The organism is Natrinema salsiterrestre (assembly GCF_029502005.1).
Classification (GTDB): Archaea; Halobacteriota; Halobacteria; order Halobacteriales; family Natrialbaceae; genus Natrinema; species Natrinema salsiterrestre.
Genome location: NZ_JAMQOT010000019.1, coordinates 1 through 14,500, shown reverse-complemented (window position 1 = coordinate 14,500; position 14,500 = coordinate 1). Strand labels below are relative to the sequence as shown.

Annotated in this window: 18 protein-coding genes and 1 pseudogene; 9 read left to right on the top strand and 10 right to left on the bottom strand. The window is 66.6% G+C overall.

Annotated features, from left to right (window positions below):
- Positions 1 to 799 precede the first annotated feature (799 nt).
- Positions 800 to 2,104 (top strand): YncE family protein, encoded by a 1,305-nt coding sequence (locus NDI89_RS23760; RefSeq protein ID WP_277525403.1) that lies wholly within the window; start codon positions 800 to 802, stop codon positions 2,102 to 2,104.
- A gap of 45 nt (positions 2,105 to 2,149) precedes the next feature.
- On the opposite strand, the gene NDI89_RS23755 is transcribed toward NDI89_RS23760, so the two are convergent.
- The 4 genes from NDI89_RS23755 to NDI89_RS23740 all read right to left on the bottom strand — a co-directional run bounded on the left by NDI89_RS23755 (position 2,150) and on the right by NDI89_RS23740 (position 4,685).
- On the bottom strand, positions 2,150 to 2,755 hold the full coding sequence (locus NDI89_RS23755) for a metal-dependent hydrolase (protein ID WP_277525401.1): 606 nt from the start codon (positions 2,753 to 2,755) through the stop codon (positions 2,150 to 2,152).
- Positions 2,756 to 2,917: 162 nt separating this feature from the next.
- A complete protein-coding gene (locus tag NDI89_RS23750; protein WP_277525399.1) occupies positions 2,918 to 3,760 on the bottom strand; it encodes an NmrA family NAD(P)-binding protein in 843 nt (280 codons plus the stop codon).
- Positions 3,757 to 4,062, bottom strand: coding sequence for a DUF6069 family protein (locus NDI89_RS23745; RefSeq protein ID WP_277525397.1), 306 nt, complete (start codon positions 4,060 to 4,062; stop codon positions 3,757 to 3,759). Before NDI89_RS23745 ends, NDI89_RS23750 begins: the two co-directional genes overlap by 4 nt.
- Positions 4,059 to 4,685: an NAD(P)-dependent oxidoreductase gene (locus NDI89_RS23740; protein WP_277525396.1), complete on the bottom strand. Its 627-nt coding sequence runs from the start codon at positions 4,683 to 4,685 to the stop codon at positions 4,059 to 4,061. Before NDI89_RS23740 ends, NDI89_RS23745 begins: the two co-directional genes overlap by 4 nt.
- A gap of 128 nt (positions 4,686 to 4,813) precedes the next feature.
- On the opposite strand from NDI89_RS23740, the gene NDI89_RS23735 reads away from it, so the two are divergent.
- The 7 genes from NDI89_RS23735 to NDI89_RS23705 all read left to right on the top strand — a co-directional run bounded on the left by NDI89_RS23735 (position 4,814) and on the right by NDI89_RS23705 (position 9,738).
- A complete protein-coding gene (locus tag NDI89_RS23735; RefSeq protein ID WP_277525394.1) occupies positions 4,814 to 5,293 on the top strand; it encodes a winged helix-turn-helix transcriptional regulator in 480 nt (159 codons plus the stop codon).
- Between the two features lie 108 nt (positions 5,294 to 5,401).
- Complete coding sequence (locus NDI89_RS23730; RefSeq protein ID WP_277525391.1) at positions 5,402 to 6,490, top strand: ABC transporter ATP-binding protein; 1,089 nt, start codon at positions 5,402 to 5,404, stop codon at positions 6,488 to 6,490.
- Complete coding sequence (locus NDI89_RS23725; RefSeq protein ID WP_277525389.1) at positions 6,487 to 7,329, top strand: ABC transporter permease; 843 nt, start codon at positions 6,487 to 6,489, stop codon at positions 7,327 to 7,329. Before NDI89_RS23730 ends, NDI89_RS23725 begins: the two co-directional genes overlap by 4 nt.
- Positions 7,330 to 7,395: 66 nt before the next feature.
- On the top strand, positions 7,396 to 7,617 hold the full coding sequence (locus NDI89_RS23720) for a hypothetical protein (protein ID WP_277525387.1): 222 nt from the start codon (positions 7,396 to 7,398) through the stop codon (positions 7,615 to 7,617).
- 43 nt (positions 7,618 to 7,660) lie between these two features.
- Positions 7,661 to 8,956: a histidinol dehydrogenase gene (gene hisD, locus NDI89_RS23715; RefSeq protein ID WP_277525384.1), complete on the top strand. Its 1,296-nt coding sequence runs from the start codon at positions 7,661 to 7,663 to the stop codon at positions 8,954 to 8,956.
- Positions 8,957 to 9,043: 87 nt separating this feature from the next.
- Positions 9,044 to 9,265 (top strand): hypothetical protein, encoded by a 222-nt coding sequence (locus tag NDI89_RS23710; protein WP_277525382.1) that lies wholly within the window; start codon positions 9,044 to 9,046, stop codon positions 9,263 to 9,265.
- Between the two features lie 98 nt (positions 9,266 to 9,363).
- A complete protein-coding gene (locus tag NDI89_RS23705; protein ID WP_277525380.1) occupies positions 9,364 to 9,738 on the top strand; it encodes a HesB/IscA family protein in 375 nt (124 codons plus the stop codon).
- Positions 9,739 to 9,913: 175 nt separating this feature from the next.
- Here NDI89_RS23705 and NDI89_RS23700 read toward each other — a convergent pair whose 3' ends face one another.
- The 4 genes from NDI89_RS23700 to NDI89_RS23685 form a co-directional block, all read right to left on the bottom strand.
- Entirely contained in the window at positions 9,914 to 10,114 is a 201-nt protein-coding gene (locus NDI89_RS23700; protein WP_277525379.1) for a dodecin, read from the bottom strand.
- 85 nt (positions 10,115 to 10,199) lie between these two features.
- Entirely contained in the window at positions 10,200 to 10,859 is a 660-nt protein-coding gene (locus tag NDI89_RS23695; RefSeq protein ID WP_277525377.1) for a DUF2238 domain-containing protein, read from the bottom strand.
- Positions 10,852 to 11,472 carry a hypothetical protein gene (locus tag NDI89_RS23690; RefSeq protein ID WP_277525375.1) on the bottom strand — a complete coding sequence of 207 codons (621 nt, stop codon included), beginning with the start codon at positions 11,470 to 11,472 and terminating at the stop codon, positions 10,852 to 10,854. Before NDI89_RS23690 ends, NDI89_RS23695 begins: the two co-directional genes overlap by 8 nt.
- 79 nt (positions 11,473 to 11,551) lie before the next feature.
- Positions 11,552 to 12,559, bottom strand: a complete 1,008-nt coding sequence (locus NDI89_RS23685) for a metal-dependent hydrolase (protein ID WP_277525373.1) — start codon at positions 12,557 to 12,559, stop codon at positions 11,552 to 11,554.
- 195 nt (positions 12,560 to 12,754) lie between these two features.
- Between NDI89_RS23685 and NDI89_RS23680 the strand changes: the two genes are divergently transcribed.
- Positions 12,755 to 13,966: a pyridoxal-phosphate-dependent aminotransferase family protein gene (locus NDI89_RS23680; protein ID WP_277525371.1), complete on the top strand. Its 1,212-nt coding sequence runs from the start codon at positions 12,755 to 12,757 to the stop codon at positions 13,964 to 13,966.
- 33 nt (positions 13,967 to 13,999) lie between these two features.
- Here NDI89_RS23680 and NDI89_RS23675 read toward each other — a convergent pair whose 3' ends face one another.
- Positions 14,000 to 14,308: a DUF7116 family protein gene (locus NDI89_RS23675; RefSeq protein WP_226007865.1), complete on the bottom strand. Its 309-nt coding sequence runs from the start codon at positions 14,306 to 14,308 to the stop codon at positions 14,000 to 14,002.
- A 73-nt stretch (positions 14,309 to 14,381) separates the two neighbouring features.
- Positions 14,382 to 14,500, bottom strand: a pseudogene (locus NDI89_RS23670) (IS6 family transposase); the annotation flags it as partial.

Genomic DNA, 14,500 nt, shown 5'->3' with positions numbered 1-14,500 from the left:
TAGCAATGACCTCCGGCAGGATCAACCGGAATGCTATATCATACTCCCCGTGAGGGGAGGGTCTGTTGGCGGTGAATGTTCGTACACACTCACACATAATGGTCCACGTTCGATGACGCGATGATCGTCGACCGATCGGGCGTCACCGAACTACCAAGGCTAACATCAGATCCCATCTGTACGGCGGACCGCAGGGGTGGAATCCTCATCTCTTGCGGATATAGTCCTACACCGTCAGGGGTACAAAACCCCTTCGGGTTCGACCTATCCGAGATGACGGGACGAGTTGAACGTCCCGTCGATCACATCGTCTTTCGCGTTCATATCCAACTGCCCTCGTACATATAAGGGCATCGGATCAGATCCGTGCCGGAAATCGCATCCGGCGCGGAGGTTCACTCGTGTGATAATACGATCCCAATTATATAAGGGAACCGTACCGCGATGCCGTCGATTCGGCGTCGATCACGCTGATCCGAGTGCCCTCGAGGGAGGAAAACGGACCGACCCGTTTCCTCGACGAGAGCGGATATGATGCCTACCTCCGTGCCGGGTCGCGGCCGGAGGGAACGTGGCGGCGAGCGCCACGTCGTTCGCATTACGTTCGAACGCCGGTGAACACATAAGGCCGTCGTCTCGGTCCTTCATTGGCCTGCGTTGGGCATTCACGAGGGAGACGTACTCACACAGTGTCGGCCTGAGCAGCCACACACCCAACGCACGGTACGCAGATGGCTCTCGATCTGAATTCTCTGCCGTAGGGCACAGTTCCTTTAGCCCCCGAACGGGAGGTGTCATTATGGACGGGCGAACGGACGACCGAGATTGCTGTGAATCGACGTCGAAGACGGAGCCGACCGATCCGTTCGTTGGGGGTATCGATCGGCGGCGACTCCTCCAGTCGTCCGCGACCGTCGGCGCGACAGTGACCGTGTCGGGCTGTCTCTCGGAGGAAAGCGCCGAGCGCGCCCCGACGGTGTACGTGTTCAACAACGGCGATCGGACGGTCAGCGTCATCGACGCCGAGACGGACGAGCTCCTCGAGAGTCCGTTCATCGATACGACGGCGTCGTTTCCGGCAAACCAGTACGGGACGAGCGCCGAGTCGCCGTACGACGTGTGCTGGCTCAACGTCAGCGGGGGCGTTCGCGCGTTCGACCAGCACACGCTGGACGAGATCGGCAGCGTCGAGACGGGCTACGGGGCGAACTATCCGAACCTGACGCCGGACGAGGAGCACCTGGTGGTCGCGTCGGGCGGGACGACGACGCTCGATCCGGATCCGGACGATCCCGAAACGCATACTATCAGTCGAATCGGTGCGAACAGGGAGAGCGACGAGTTCGCAACCGTCACCGGCGAGGTCGAGACCGAGTACACGGGTCCCTGCGACGCGACCCTCGAGCCGAACGGCGAGTACGCGTTCGTCCCGGAGATCGCGAACGAGACGCTGGCAGTCGTCTCGATCGACCCGTTCGAGATCGTTACGCGAGTCGACGTCGGTGAGACCACCGGCGACGGGAAGGTACTTCCGTTCATGGCGACGGCCTCGTTCGACGGGGAGCTCCTGATCGTCGAAAACGGAGAGGGAGAGCTCGGTTCGAACCCGTCGGTACCGCGCGAGGGATCGGAGAGTATCTGGGACGTGTCGGATCCGACGGAGCCGGTCGAGCGCGAGCGGATCACGCGAGACGACGGGTTGCCCGCGGCTCCGATCACGAGCGAGATCGGGCCCGATAGCGAGGTGGCGTACCTCTTTACGCCCGACGCGGAGAGCGTGACGGTGATCGATCTCGAGGCGGGAGCGGTCGACGGCGAGCTCGACGTGGGCGGGCGGTCGATCTCGGGCGCGTGGGGACCGCGCCGCGAGAAGCTCTACGTCCCGGTACAGACGGCGAATCAGGTCGCGGTGATCGATCACGCAAATCGAGAGGTCGCTGCGACGATCGATGCGGGAGAATCGCCGACGGGTGCGGTCGCCGGAAGCGTCCGTCCCGATACCGACGCGAGCCAGCGGTTCCTCGGCTCGCTCTCGGCGCTCGGCGTCGACATCGGAGAGCGAGAGATGGCGTACTGTCCGGACGGGAACTGCTACTGCGGGTGAGAGGGCGCGGACGAGGGCGGTCGAATCGATAGCGCCGAGACGGGGTCATCCGTCCCGTTCTGACCCCGTTCGGACGGGTACGAACCGCTGACATCCCGACAGGAACTCGCGGAGAACGGGCACGCCGTCGTAGAGCCAGAGAAGGAACGCGAACGCGGCGAGCCCGAACTGGATTCGGACGTACGTGGAGACGTCACCGGCGAGTAGCTCCCGGAGATATCGACCGAACAGCATCGCGAACGACTCGAGGAACCCCTGGCTGGGAGAGCTCGACGGAAGGGTCGCGACCGGCCAGAGTACGATTTCGAGATAAACCACACCCTCGCTGAGATAGGTGTACAGGAGATCGCCCGCCGGGTGCAAGAGGGACCCGATTCCGAAGGCGACGCCCGTTCGTGGACGGCCGGCGACGTGCGTGATCGCGCCGACGGCGATCGAGAGCGGGACGAGGAAAAACAGCGAGTGGCCGAGCGCGTAGCCGGCGTCGAAGACGCCGAACTCCCAGGCGAGCGGTTTGTCGATCAGATCCGGGAGGACCGACGCGAAGACGACCGCAAACGCGTCGAGTCCGCCGGGGGACGCCCGGAAGACGACGTGGCTGAGCAGTGAATAGACGACATAGCCGACGATCGCGTGTTCCCACGGCCACATGGGTGCGTGGTGTGGTGGCCATAGAATAGTTATGCAGCGCTTGCAGAAGACGGGAGGGGGACCGTTTTCCAGGCCGCAATCAGCTCACGATCCGGTAGTAACGCTGCGAAAGCGGGGCCCATCACGATACGGACCACGTACGGGGGAGGCCCGTCCGAGCGTCTACGTCCAGACCGACCGATTATCGCGGGCAAACGTCCGGAAGTCGATCGGCGGTCGGTCGAGGACGGTGCGAACGTCGTCCGTCACCCGGTCGGCCAGCCCGAACCGGGCTGTCGTGTAGATCGCGGCCATCACGGCGACTTTCGAGAGGTCGCCCTCGAGCCGGTACCGCGAGACCAGAAACCGAGGGAGCGACGGGTCGGTGTACTCGACGTCGCGGTCGAGTACCGCCGAGAGCTGTCGGCACACCGCGTCGTAATCGAGCGCCTCGGGCCCCGTGAGGTCGTACGCACCGGCGGTTCCGGTCCGGAGCGTTCGGACGGCGACGGCGGCGACGTCGCGTGCGTCCACGAAACTCGTTTTCCCGGTTCCGGCGGGCACGGCCAATCGACCGTCGCGAATTTCCTCGCGGTGGGTGGTCGACAGGTTCTGCATGAAGAAGGACGCGCGGAGAAACGTCGTCTCGAGTCCGGCGTCCTCGAGCCAGGACTCGATGCGGGCGTGGGGAACGATCGGGTTCCTGTCGGCACCGATGACCGAGAGGAAAACGACGCGTTCGACGCCGGCACCGACGGCGGCTGCCAGTGCGGGGACGACGTCTCGACGAACGCGGGACAGTGCGGGCGGGCGAACGAGGAACATCGCGTCGACGTCGGCGTACGCGTCGCGGTAGGTCGTCGGGTCGGTGAAGTCGAAGCGGACGGTCGCACAGTCTAGCCGATCGCGAGCCCGGACGGGATCGCGGCTCGCAGCGGTGACGGAAGCATCCGGCGCGGCGCGGAGTCCGTCGACGACGTGGTGGCCGACGGTACCGGTCGCCCCCGTGACGAGGACGTGTGTCACCGCGGCTCCCCCACGAGCGCCGCCGCTTCGACGAGCGTCGCGAACGATAACAGCAGGACGACCGTCGCGAGAGCGACGAACGGGCGGTCAGGACGCTCCCGCAGTCGTGCCAGTACGGCGTAGACGCCCGTCGCACTGAGAGCCCCGATTCCCGAGGAGAGCGCGACCGGGCCGATACCGAACGGGTCGAAACCACCAGCCCCCAGGACGACGAGCGCACCGCCCGGAACGAGCAGGTTCGCGACGACGGAACCGCCGACGGCCAGCGCGCCGCGACGAACGATAGACGGCCGTGCGCTCATACCGGCCCGACTTTCGGCATCTCGCGGACGTATCGGTCCTCCTCGAGACAGTCCAGTATGAACCGCGCGACGTCGGCTCGGTCGATGGCCTCGAAGCCGAGCGCGATGTCACCGGCGCGGTAGTCGCCCGCCGGATCGCCCTCCCCGAGCCGCGGCGCTCGGACGACGGTCCACGCGAGGTCCGTCCGTCTGACGCGTTCGACGTGAATCGCGGCGTCCTCGAGGGTCGATCGGGCGAGGAGTTTCAGTAGCGCCCCCATCACGCGCCCGCCGAGTGAGATGGATTCGCCCTCTTCGCGGACGCCGGCCCCGACGAGGGTGACGAAGCGGTCGACGCCGGCGTCCGCCGCGGCCGCGAGGATGTGATCCCCGGCAACGGTGAGCAGGTCGTCCGGCGACCCGTCCGTCTGGCCGAGGACGGAAACGACCGCGTCGGCGTCCGCGACGGCCTCGGGGACGCCCGAACCGGTGTAAGCGTCGCCCTCGACGACGGCCACGTCGTCCGCGAACGGCACCTTCTCGGGCGACCGAACGTGGACGACGACCTCGTGACCGCGTTCGAGCGCCTGCCGACAGAGCGGGCGGCCGGTTCGGCCGGTCGCGCCGAAAACAGTGAGTTTCACGGACGATACGTCGGTCTGCTGAGTCTTAAGCTTCTGACTTCGAAGTCTCGAAGTAACGGGCGTCGATACGGGATTCGAGCGATAGTTCGAAGACCGAAGTATTAGTCCGTCGCCGTGCTAGCGGCGATATGGACGACGACGCGAGCGACGGCACGCGATCGAACGCCACCGCCTGCCGAAACCGCGAGACGGCATCGAGCGAAGCCGAGCAAACCGCGGGAATCGACGCCGGACGGACGCCGGGCGAGGCGCGGTCCCTCCGTGATCGGCTCGAGCTCGAGGAACGCGAGCGCGTCGAACGGACGGTCGCACAGCTGCTGAATCTCTTCGGAAAGGCCCACGCGATGGCGATCCTGTCGGCGTTCGCCTTCGCGGACGAGCCGCTTCGCTTCTCGGAGCTGGAGGAGCGACTCGAGGTCCCGGCCAACACGCTCTCGGAGCGACTCAAAGAACTGGTCGCGGTGGGGTTTCTCCGGCGCGAGTCGTACGACGAGGTTCCGCCGCGGGTCGAGTACGAGCCGACCGAAAAGTGTCGCGGGGTGTTTCCGGCGTTCGGCCACCTCCACGCGTGGGCCATCGAATACGATCTCGAGCCGGTCGAGGAGTAGTTGCGGTTGGTCGGGGTGGCAGCCTCGATTCCGCGATAGTTCGAGTGTCGAAGTTACAACGTGCCTTCGAACTCACAGGTATTTCCCCGTCCTCGCCCTACCACGACTGTGACCGACTACGCTATCGAGGCTCGCGACGTGGCGGTGACGTACGCGGACGGAACCGAGGCCGTCCGTGACGTCGACCTCCTCGTGGAGCGGGGTGAATTCTTCGGCTTCCTGGGGCCGAACGGGGCGGGCAAGACGACGATGATCAAGACGCTCGTGACGTTGCTGCGACCGACCGCCGGCTCAGTGACGGTGAACGGCTTCGACGCCGTCGCGGAGCCGCGGAGCGTGCGGGCGACGGTCGGCTACATGGCACAGGAGACGAGCGTCGATCCGGAGCTGACGGCGCGAGAGAACCTCCGGTTCGCGTGCGACGCATACGGAGTTCCGCGGGCCGAGCGGGGCGACCGGATCGACGAATTGCTCGAGCTCGTCGAGCTGACGGACGTCGCGAACAAGGTCGCCGACGACTTCTCCGGCGGGATGAAAAAGCGCCTCGACGCGGCGACCGCGCTGGTTCACCGGCCGCCGCTGGTGTTCCTCGACGAGCCGACGACCGGGCTCGATCCGGCGGCGCGAAACCGCCTCTGGGCGTACTTCCGCCGGATCAACGACGAGGGAACGACGGTCTTCCTGACGACCCAGTACTTAGAAGAGGCCGACCAGCTGTGCGACCGGTTGGCGGTCATTCAGAACGGGGCGGTCGTCGCGGACGGGACGCCCGAGACGCTGAAGCGTCGCGTCGGGGGCGAAGTTCTCACCGTCGCACTGGCCGACGGCGACGAAAGCGACCGAGCAGTCTCGATCGCACGCGAAGAAGGCGTGTTCGCGGACGGTGCGACGATCGAACCGAACGCGAACGGACTCACGGTGACCGCGCGCGACGCGCGGACGCGCGGGACGGACCTGCTGGTCGCCCTTCGCGACGCCGGAATCGACGTCGTGGGGTTCGACGTCCGGGCACCGACGCTCGACGACGTGTTCCTCGCGGTGACCGACGAGGGGGCCGGTGGCGAGCGGGCAAGCGAGATCGAGTCGACTCCGACGAGCGCTGTTCCGTCCGGGACGGTTGGTGATGGTGGCCGCGGCTCGAGCGAGGCGGAATCCGGCGGCGAGGGCGAAACTACCGGAAACGGGGGAGACCGATGAGCGCCCCGAGCGTCGACCGTCACGGGGGAAGTTTCGCGAGCGACATGTGGGTGACGTTCGTCCGGTGGACGATCAAGTCGGTTCGGAACCCCTTCGTGCTCGTCGTGTCGCTCGTCCAGCCGATCATCTTCCTCGTGTTGTTCACTCAGGTGTTCGGCGGCGTCGCGACGAGTGCGCTCGAGGGAATTTCCTACGAGACGTACCTCGTCCCGGCGATCGTGATCCAGGTGGCGCTCGTCGCAGCCGCGACGTCGGGCATCGGGCTGGTCAACGACATCGAGAACGGCATGTTCGAAAAGACGCTCGTGAGTCCGATGAATCGCAGCGCCGTCTTCCTGGGCAAGACGCTGGCGGAGGTCGTCCGCATCATGGCACAGGTGGTGATCGTGCTCGGGTTGGGCGTCTTGCTCGGGGCCGAGGTCGCGACCGGAATCGTCGGTGCAGTCGGAATCGTCGGCATCTGCGTGCTGTTCTCGGTCTGGTTCACCGCGTTCTCGAACGTTCTGGCAGTGGTGACTCGCGACGAGGAGTCGACGATCATCGGGGCGAACCTGCTCCAGCTCCCCCTGCTGTTCGTCTCGAGCGCCTTCCTCCCGCTCCCGGCGCTGCCGGGGTGGATACAGACGGTCGCGACGTTCAATCCGATCACCTACGGCGTCGACGCAGCGCGCGCGGTGATGCTCGGCGAGGACACCATGACGGTCGTCGAGGTCACTCGCTTCGGCGGCATGTGGAACACGCTCGTTCCGGCACTGGTCGTCCTGCTGGTGCTCGCAGTGTGTTTCGGCTCGGTGGCCGTCTACGCGATCGGACGCGCCGCCAGCGCGGACGTGCGGTGACGGGGCGGGCGGCGCTGGCCGGAGCGTAACCGATACGATTTAGCGATCGCGGGCGTAGGAGGGGACATGGACCGATCGGGATTCGTCAAACTCGCGATGATCGCGTTCGGGCTCGTGATCCTGAGCTTCTTCGTGCGCGGGACCAGTCGTCTCGTCCTCGGCCCGGACACCGCCGAACTGCTCCAGGCACCGATCGCGGTCGTCGGCTTCGCCCTCCTCGTCTACCTCTTCGTGCGGGCGACCCTCGACGCCGTCGGGCTCTGGGAGGTCGAGAACCCCGACGCGTGAGCGGAAGGAAACCGTTTTTCGCCCGCCGCCCGAACCGATCCGCATGACAATGGATGTGGCTGCGGTCGCGGACCTCGGACCGGACGACCGCGCGGCCTTCTTCGAGCGCGACGCCGGTATCGAGTCGGTCAGGGGAGACGTCCGGGAGATCGTCGAGCGGGTTCGCAAGGAGGGTGACGTCGCCGTCCGGGAGTTCACGAGCGACTTCGACGGCGTCGAGGTCGGAAACCTCGAGATCACCGACGAGTGCGAGCGCGCGTACGACGAAATCGACGACGAGACTCGGGACGCGATCGAGACCGCCGCGGCGAACGTTCGCGAGTTCCACGAGGCTCAACTACCCGAAGACTGGCAGCGGGAGTTCGACACCGGCCGCGAGCTCGGTCGGCGCTTCCGACCGCTCGAGCGCGTCGGCGTCTACGTCCCCGGCGGCTCGGCGGCGTATCCCTCGAGCGCGATCATGGGGGTCGTGCCGGCGGTCGTCGCGGGCGTCGACCACGTCTCGGTGGTCACGCCGCCGGCCGACGAGTTGAACCCGGTGACCCTGGCGGCGATTCACGCCGCGGGCGCGGACGCGGTCTTCAGCGTCGGCGGCGCGCAGGCGATCGCCGGGCTGGCCTACGGGACGGAGACGATCACGCGCGTCCAGAAGATCGTCGGGCCCGGAAACAAGTGGGTGACGGCGGCCAAAGCGATCGTTCGGGGCGACGTCGAGATCGACTTTCTCGCGGGGCCGAGCGAGGTCGTCGTCGTCGCCGACGAGACCGCCGATCCCGAGATCGTCGCCGCGGAGCTGGTCGCACAGGCCGAGCACGATCCCAACGCCTCGGTCGTGGCCGTCACCGACGACGAGCCGACCGCCGATGCGGTGGCTGCAGCCGTCGACGAACAGGCCGGCGACCGCGAGCGCGAAGACGTGATCAGAGCGGCGCTGGAGAACGACGCGAGCGGCGTCCTCCGCGCCCGATCGATTAGCGAGGCGATCCTCTTCACCGAGGCGTACGCCCCCGAGCACCTCTCGATCATCGCCGAGGACGACGACTCGCTCCTCGCGCGCATCGACAGCGCGGGTAGCGTCTTCCTCGGGCCGAACACTCCTGTCGCGGCCGGCGACTACGCCAGCGGTACCAATCACATACTGCCGACGAACGGCGGCGCTCGCGTCGCCGGCGGCCTCTCCGTCGAGACGTTCCTTCGATCGACGACGGTGCAGCGACTCTCGAGGGACGGACTCGCCGAGCTGGGCGAGACGATCACTACGCTCGCGGAGGCCGAAGGGCTCGAGGCCCACGCCGAGAGCGTCCGAACTCGGCTCGCAGACGACGAGGACGGACAGTAGTCGCCGGCAGATCGGAGCCGAAGGCGGTTTCAGGTTTTCACGTCGCAAACTGGTTTTACGTAGTTGGAGGGTGGAGTAGCCGGTGAGATGGAACCGCGTGTGAACCCGATGGACGGGCGCGTCCTCGAGCGCAACTACGACTACGCACAGCGGAACGTGCGGCTCCTCTCGATGTGGTACGACTGCGAGCTCGAGCGGATGCTCGAACTCCTGGCCAGACACGACATCGAGCTCTCGCGGAACGACGAACGGCAGTTCGGAACGTACTACCGGTCGCTCCGACGGCGACCGAGTCGCTACGGCGAGTAGGTGCGCACTCGGACGAGACGGCGCGTAACCGGATTCAGCTAGCTCGTTCGTCGGTGAAGGGCGCCACAGTTAACATCGTCGCGCCGGAATGGAGTGGTATGAGCACGGAAAGTATGGACGGCGGGGACGCGGACACGCGGCCGAAGATCGAAGTGACCGAAGACGCTGCCGAGCAGGCCCTGTCCCTGCTCGAGGGCGAGGACCTCGACGTGACGGAAGCCGGCCTCCGGCTGTTCGTCCAGCAGGGCGGTTGTGCGGGCCTCTCCTACGGGATGCGTTTCGACGACGCGCCGGACGAGGACGACACGATCTACGAGCACCACGACCTCCGCGTGTTCGTCGACCCGGCGAGCCTGAAGTACATCGAGGGGAGCGTCCTCGACTACGAGGACGGCCTGCAGGCCGAAGGGTTCCACGTGGACAACCCGAACGTCGTCAGCGAGTGCGGGTGTGGCGAGTCGTTCCGGACGTAATTCGAGGCCAGGCCCCACCGTCCCGACCGAGTCACGTGCGACTCGAGGTCGCACGCGTCAGATCGCCGTCACCGCTCTTTCTGCGTCGAGTTTCCGATCAGCAGTCGTAACTCGCGGGAGCGATGCGGTCGAAAAAGAGCGTGTCTCGACTGCAACCGGCTCGCCGCGCCGACCGTTAGTCCTCGAGTTCGAAGGCGACGGTGACCTCGGCCTGGTACTCGCGGTCGTCGGCGCTGGCGATTTCGACGCCCAGTTCGTCGACTTCGATCCAGTGGACGTTCTGGAGGGTCGCTTCCGCGCGGTCGATGGCGTCGTCGGCTGCGGCGTCGAAGCTCTCGGGGCTGGTGCCGATGAGCGTGATTTTTTTGAATACCATAGCCCGAGTACCTACGGCCCGTACCGATGTAAAACACGGCGTCCGTTCGAGGCGAGTCGAGCCGTCTGCGGCGCCGACGCGACGGTCAGTCCGCCCGATTCTCGAAGCGGTCGCGGATCGCCCCGGAGACGTCCGTGAGGTAGGCACCGCCCCACAGCGCGACGATGATGGCCCCGATGGAGTTGAACACGAAGTCGAGCATCGTGTCGCCGAGGCCGTACTGAGTGAGCACGGCTCTGGTTCCCATGGCTTCCGCCGCGAGCGCGATGGCGAACTCGAGGATCTCCCAGAGGACGCCGAAGGCCATGACGAACAGGAGGATGAACACGGCGACGAACTTCCGCGGCAGGTGGACGCCCTCGGCGTGTTCGTCGAACGCGCGGACGGTCGCGTATCCCGCGCCCGCGACGAGCGAGGCCGACAGCGCGTGGGTCATGTGGTCCCACCACCAGACCTGACTGTAGAGCGTTCGGGTGGCTCCCGGCAGTCCGACGGTGCCGAAGGCGTGGAGGAAGACCGCGGTGGTGATCCACAGCGTGAGACGCGGGTCCATCGGAATTTCGTAGTCGCGCTCGAGCAGCGGCGGGAGCTGAGTGACGGCCAGCGCCACGGCGGTATTGACGACGATCCCGCCGTTGCCGCGTTCGATGCCGACGAACAGCATCCCGATCAGCCCGATTTCCATGAGGTAGGTGAGCTGGCGCTGGCGGTGCTGGGACGGCAATCGACTCGCGAGGTTACCCATCGTCACCCCCCGCGACCGGTCGGACGTCCGCCGGAAGGCGTCGTTCGGGACGGACGTACCGTCTGAAGTACAGTTCGAAGACCACGCCGGCACCGAGGCCCGCGCCGGCCGAATACACGAACTCCCACATCACCGCGTCGTGATCCAGGAGAAACGGGATACCGAGGAGCTGGTCCGCGCTCCATCTGAGAAGGGCCCACAGTCCCGCCGCCGCCATCGTCGCGACGACGACGAGAACGATGGCGAAGGTCGGCGTCATCCGCACCGACGTGAACGACTGGAGTTCGACGACGACGACGAGCGCGATCGCCGCGACCGAGAGGTACGCCGCGAAGTGGCCGGTCAGCCGGTCGGCTCCGAGGGCCATCCCGAGGACGGGCAGGGCCGCCAAAAGCAAGACTTCCCAGGGGAGCATTACGAGCGAGGACCGAAAGGCGATCGGCGGGAGCAAGGCGAGAGCGACGAGTACTGCCGCGAAGGTCGCCCACAGGAACCCGCTGCCCGTCGCGAGTTCGCCGACGCCGATCGCCCCGATCGCGGCGACCAGCGGCCACGCGATCGCCGCGTTGGTTCGGTCGTCCCCGATCAGTTTCTCGAGTGACGTCTGAGACACAGTGACTGCTACTGACCGTTCTCACTAAAACATGTGTAGTCGTCCCGGGTTCCGACGAGGGGCCGAGACGTGACGGCGGTCACGCCGGACCGATGACGGAGACGTAGACCGTGACGTAGGAGACGAGCGCGACGGTCACGGCGGCCAGCGCCGTCAACACCACCTCGAGGACGCCGTCGGTCGAGGGCAGGCCGCGATCGATCGCTCGGGGGCGCACCAGCGATGGCGTATCCCGAACGACGCCACAGAGGACGCCGAGACCGAGGATCGAGAAGACGAAGTGGTAGGACACCGCGAGAGTCGGCGGCGCTGCCGCGAGCGGGGCGACGCCGTACGCGACGCCGACCGCGGCCCGACGGTCGACGGTCCCGAGGATCGACCGATCGGTGAGCCGACAGATGACAGCAAGGGCGAACCAGATAGTGGCGAGCTCGATCGCGAACGCGCCGAGCAGGTGCAGCGTCGGATCGGCGCTGAGGACGAGCCGGGACTCGAGGATTGCGGAGGGGAAGGGGAAGAACCACTCCGGCGGCGAGCCGGTGACGAGGTCGCCCCACGGATGTGACCAGAGCCCCCAGAGCGCGGCGATGGCGACCGTCGCCGGCGGGAACGTCGAGACGCGAGCGACCGCGCGTGCGACGAGGACGCCGCTCGCGACGAACAGTCCCGTGACGAACGCGGCGATCGGGCCGCCCCAGACGAGCGCGATCGCGACGAGAGCGACGAGGAGGGCCGACCCGGCGGCGTGAGCGAGTCGGGCACGACCGGAGTAGACGCGATCGGAACCGCTGCGGGCGGCGAGCAGGCCGAACGCCGGTGCGGCGACCGCACCGACGACCAGCGAGTGGGTGACCGAGCGGTGCACACCCCGACTCGCGTCCCAGAAGGCCGTCGGCGCACCGACCGCACCGTCCGCCGCCCGCCACTCGAGGAGGCCCACGAGCGCGTACGCGACGTCCACGTCCGGGATCGTCGCGAACGCACCCGCCAGGGCACCGACGAGGAGGGCCCGGCGAGGCTCCCAGCCTCGCCAGTCGGCGACGAGCGCCGCGACGGCGAACGCGAGGAGTCCGTGGCCGATGAACACGATGTATCGGCTAAGTGGTGCGTCGGCTTAAGCGACTCGCAGCCGTGTCACGTGACATCGTTCGGTACATATTGGCCGGATCGGGAGAGATCCGGTCGGACGAAACCGGAAGACCGGCCGCCGGGTCGGTCGATCGCGGGGCTGTAATTCGCCGCTGCCGGTAGGTCTTTGCAAGTGGCACTCGAGCACACGCCCATGGCTCAGGAAGCGTCGAACGAGACGGCTCGCGCGCCATCCGTCGGCGAACTCACACCCCCGGATCGGACCCTGATGGGCCCCGGACCGAGCGACGTCAATCCGCGCGTGCTTCGCGCGATGAGCACGCCGCTCGTCGGTCACCTCGATCCCTCGTTCATCGAGATCATGGACGAGGTCCAGGAGCTGTTGCGGTACACGTTCCGGACGGACAATCAGTGGACGATTCCGGTTTCCGGGACCGGGTCCGCCGCGATGGAGGCGGCGATCGGCAACGTCGTCGAGCCGGGCGATACAATGCTCGTCCCGACGAACGGCTACTTCGGGGGCCGAATGGCGTCGATGGCCCGGCGAGCGGGCGGCGACGTCGTCGAAGTCGATGCGCCGTGGGGCGAACCGCTCGACCCCGACGACGTCGCCGATGCGCTGGCCGAATACGACCCGGACGTCTTCGGCTTCGTCCACGCGGAGACGAGTACCGGTGTGCTCCAGCCCGAGGTGCCGAAACTCACCGCCGCGGCCCACGACCACGACGCGCTCGTGATCGCCGACAGCGTCACCTCGCTGGGCGGCGTCGAGCTGCGAGTCGACGAGTGGGACATCGACGTGGCGTACTCGGGCCCCCAGAAGTGTCTCTCCTGTCCGCCCGGCGCGAGCCCGCTCACCCTCTCGGACGGTGCGATGGAGAAGGTCCTCTCGCGCGAGGAAGACCCCCGCTCGTGGTACCTCGACCTCTCCCTGCTCGAGGGCTACTGGGGCGACGAACGCGCGTACCACCACACGGCACCGATCACGAACGTCTACGCGATTCGGGAAGCCCTGCGACTCGTCGCCGAAGAAGGGATCGAAGACCGCTGGGCGCGCCACGAGCGACTGGCCGGCGCGCTGAAAGCTGGTGTCGAGGCGATGGGACTCGCGATGAACGCCCGCGACGAGTACTGGCTGCCGAGCCTGAACGCAGTCCGCGTTCCCGACGGGATCGACGACGGCGAGGTCTGTGACGCACTGCTCGAGCAGTACGACCTCGAGATTGCCGGCGGGCTGGGAGACCTCGCGGGTGACATCTTCCGGATCGGCTGTATGGGCTACTCCGCGCGGCCGGAGAACGTGATCTACGTCGTGACGGCGCTGGGCGACGTCCTCGAGTCGATGGGCGCGGACGTCGATCCGGGTGCCGGTGTGACTGCGACGCGACGCGCACTCGAAGAATAAGCGACGGGTAGTTGGTTTCGCGGTTCGACGGTTCTACGCCGAGACTCGCGGTCCTGGGGGCGCTCGTTCGACCTGATAGTCCTCCCCGTCGACGACCATGATCGCCCACTCGTAGTTCGGATTCGCTCCCTCGAGTCGCGCCTCGAGGTCGTCCGCGTCCTCGGGTTCGGCGACGAAACAGTGGAACTGTCCCGAGGACGATGTCGGGAGCTCTCCCGCCTCGAGAACGGTATTGACGTGGACGACTTTCCACGCTCGTTCGGCGCGGAACTCGGGGCCGTTGCCTTCGACGGTGTAACCCAGCTCAGCGAAGATCGACCTGGCCTGCTCGACGAGTCGCATGTTAACAGGACCCATTCGATACCACCTACGTCGGCATCCGTCATAAATGTTAGTACGTAACACGAGGTCGTGTTTAGTTTGTAGCATTGTGCCAGACGGCGAAGGCTTGGAGCCACGATTCGGCTGTTGACGGTTTTGCGTGACTAAAACAGTTTGAGAACGAAGAGGTACGACGTTTAATCTCTCTAAAGA

What these genes read in the sequence shown, in the direction of transcription:
- NDI89_RS23760 (WP_277525403.1), top strand. Translation starts at nt 800, where the DNA reads ATGGACGGGCGAACGGACGACCGAGATTGCTGTGAATCGACGTCGAAG.
- NDI89_RS23755 (WP_277525401.1), bottom strand. Translation starts at nt 2,755, where the DNA reads ATGTGGCCGTGGGAACACGCGATCGTCGGCTATGTCGTCTATTCACTG.
- NDI89_RS23745 (WP_277525397.1), bottom strand. Translation starts at nt 4,062, where the DNA reads ATGAGCGCACGGCCGTCTATCGTTCGTCGCGGCGCGCTGGCCGTCGGC.
- NDI89_RS23735 (WP_277525394.1), top strand. Translation starts at nt 4,814, where the DNA reads ATGGACGACGACGCGAGCGACGGCACGCGATCGAACGCCACCGCCTGC.
- NDI89_RS23725 (WP_277525389.1), top strand. Translation starts at nt 6,487, where the DNA reads ATGAGCGCCCCGAGCGTCGACCGTCACGGGGGAAGTTTCGCGAGCGAC.
- NDI89_RS23720 (WP_277525387.1), top strand. Translation starts at nt 7,396, where the DNA reads ATGGACCGATCGGGATTCGTCAAACTCGCGATGATCGCGTTCGGGCTC.
- hisD (WP_277525384.1), top strand. Translation starts at nt 7,661, where the DNA reads ATGACAATGGATGTGGCTGCGGTCGCGGACCTCGGACCGGACGACCGC.
- NDI89_RS23710 (WP_277525382.1), top strand. Translation starts at nt 9,044, where the DNA reads ATGGAACCGCGTGTGAACCCGATGGACGGGCGCGTCCTCGAGCGCAAC.
- NDI89_RS23705 (WP_277525380.1), top strand. Translation starts at nt 9,364, where the DNA reads ATGAGCACGGAAAGTATGGACGGCGGGGACGCGGACACGCGGCCGAAG.
- NDI89_RS23700 (WP_277525379.1), bottom strand. Translation starts at nt 10,114, where the DNA reads ATGGTATTCAAAAAAATCACGCTCATCGGCACCAGCCCCGAGAGCTTC.
- NDI89_RS23695 (WP_277525377.1), bottom strand. Translation starts at nt 10,859, where the DNA reads ATGGGTAACCTCGCGAGTCGATTGCCGTCCCAGCACCGCCAGCGCCAG.
- NDI89_RS23680 (WP_277525371.1), top strand. Translation starts at nt 12,755, where the DNA reads ATGGCTCAGGAAGCGTCGAACGAGACGGCTCGCGCGCCATCCGTCGGC.
- NDI89_RS23675 (WP_226007865.1), bottom strand. Translation starts at nt 14,308, where the DNA reads ATGCGACTCGTCGAGCAGGCCAGGTCGATCTTCGCTGAGCTGGGTTAC.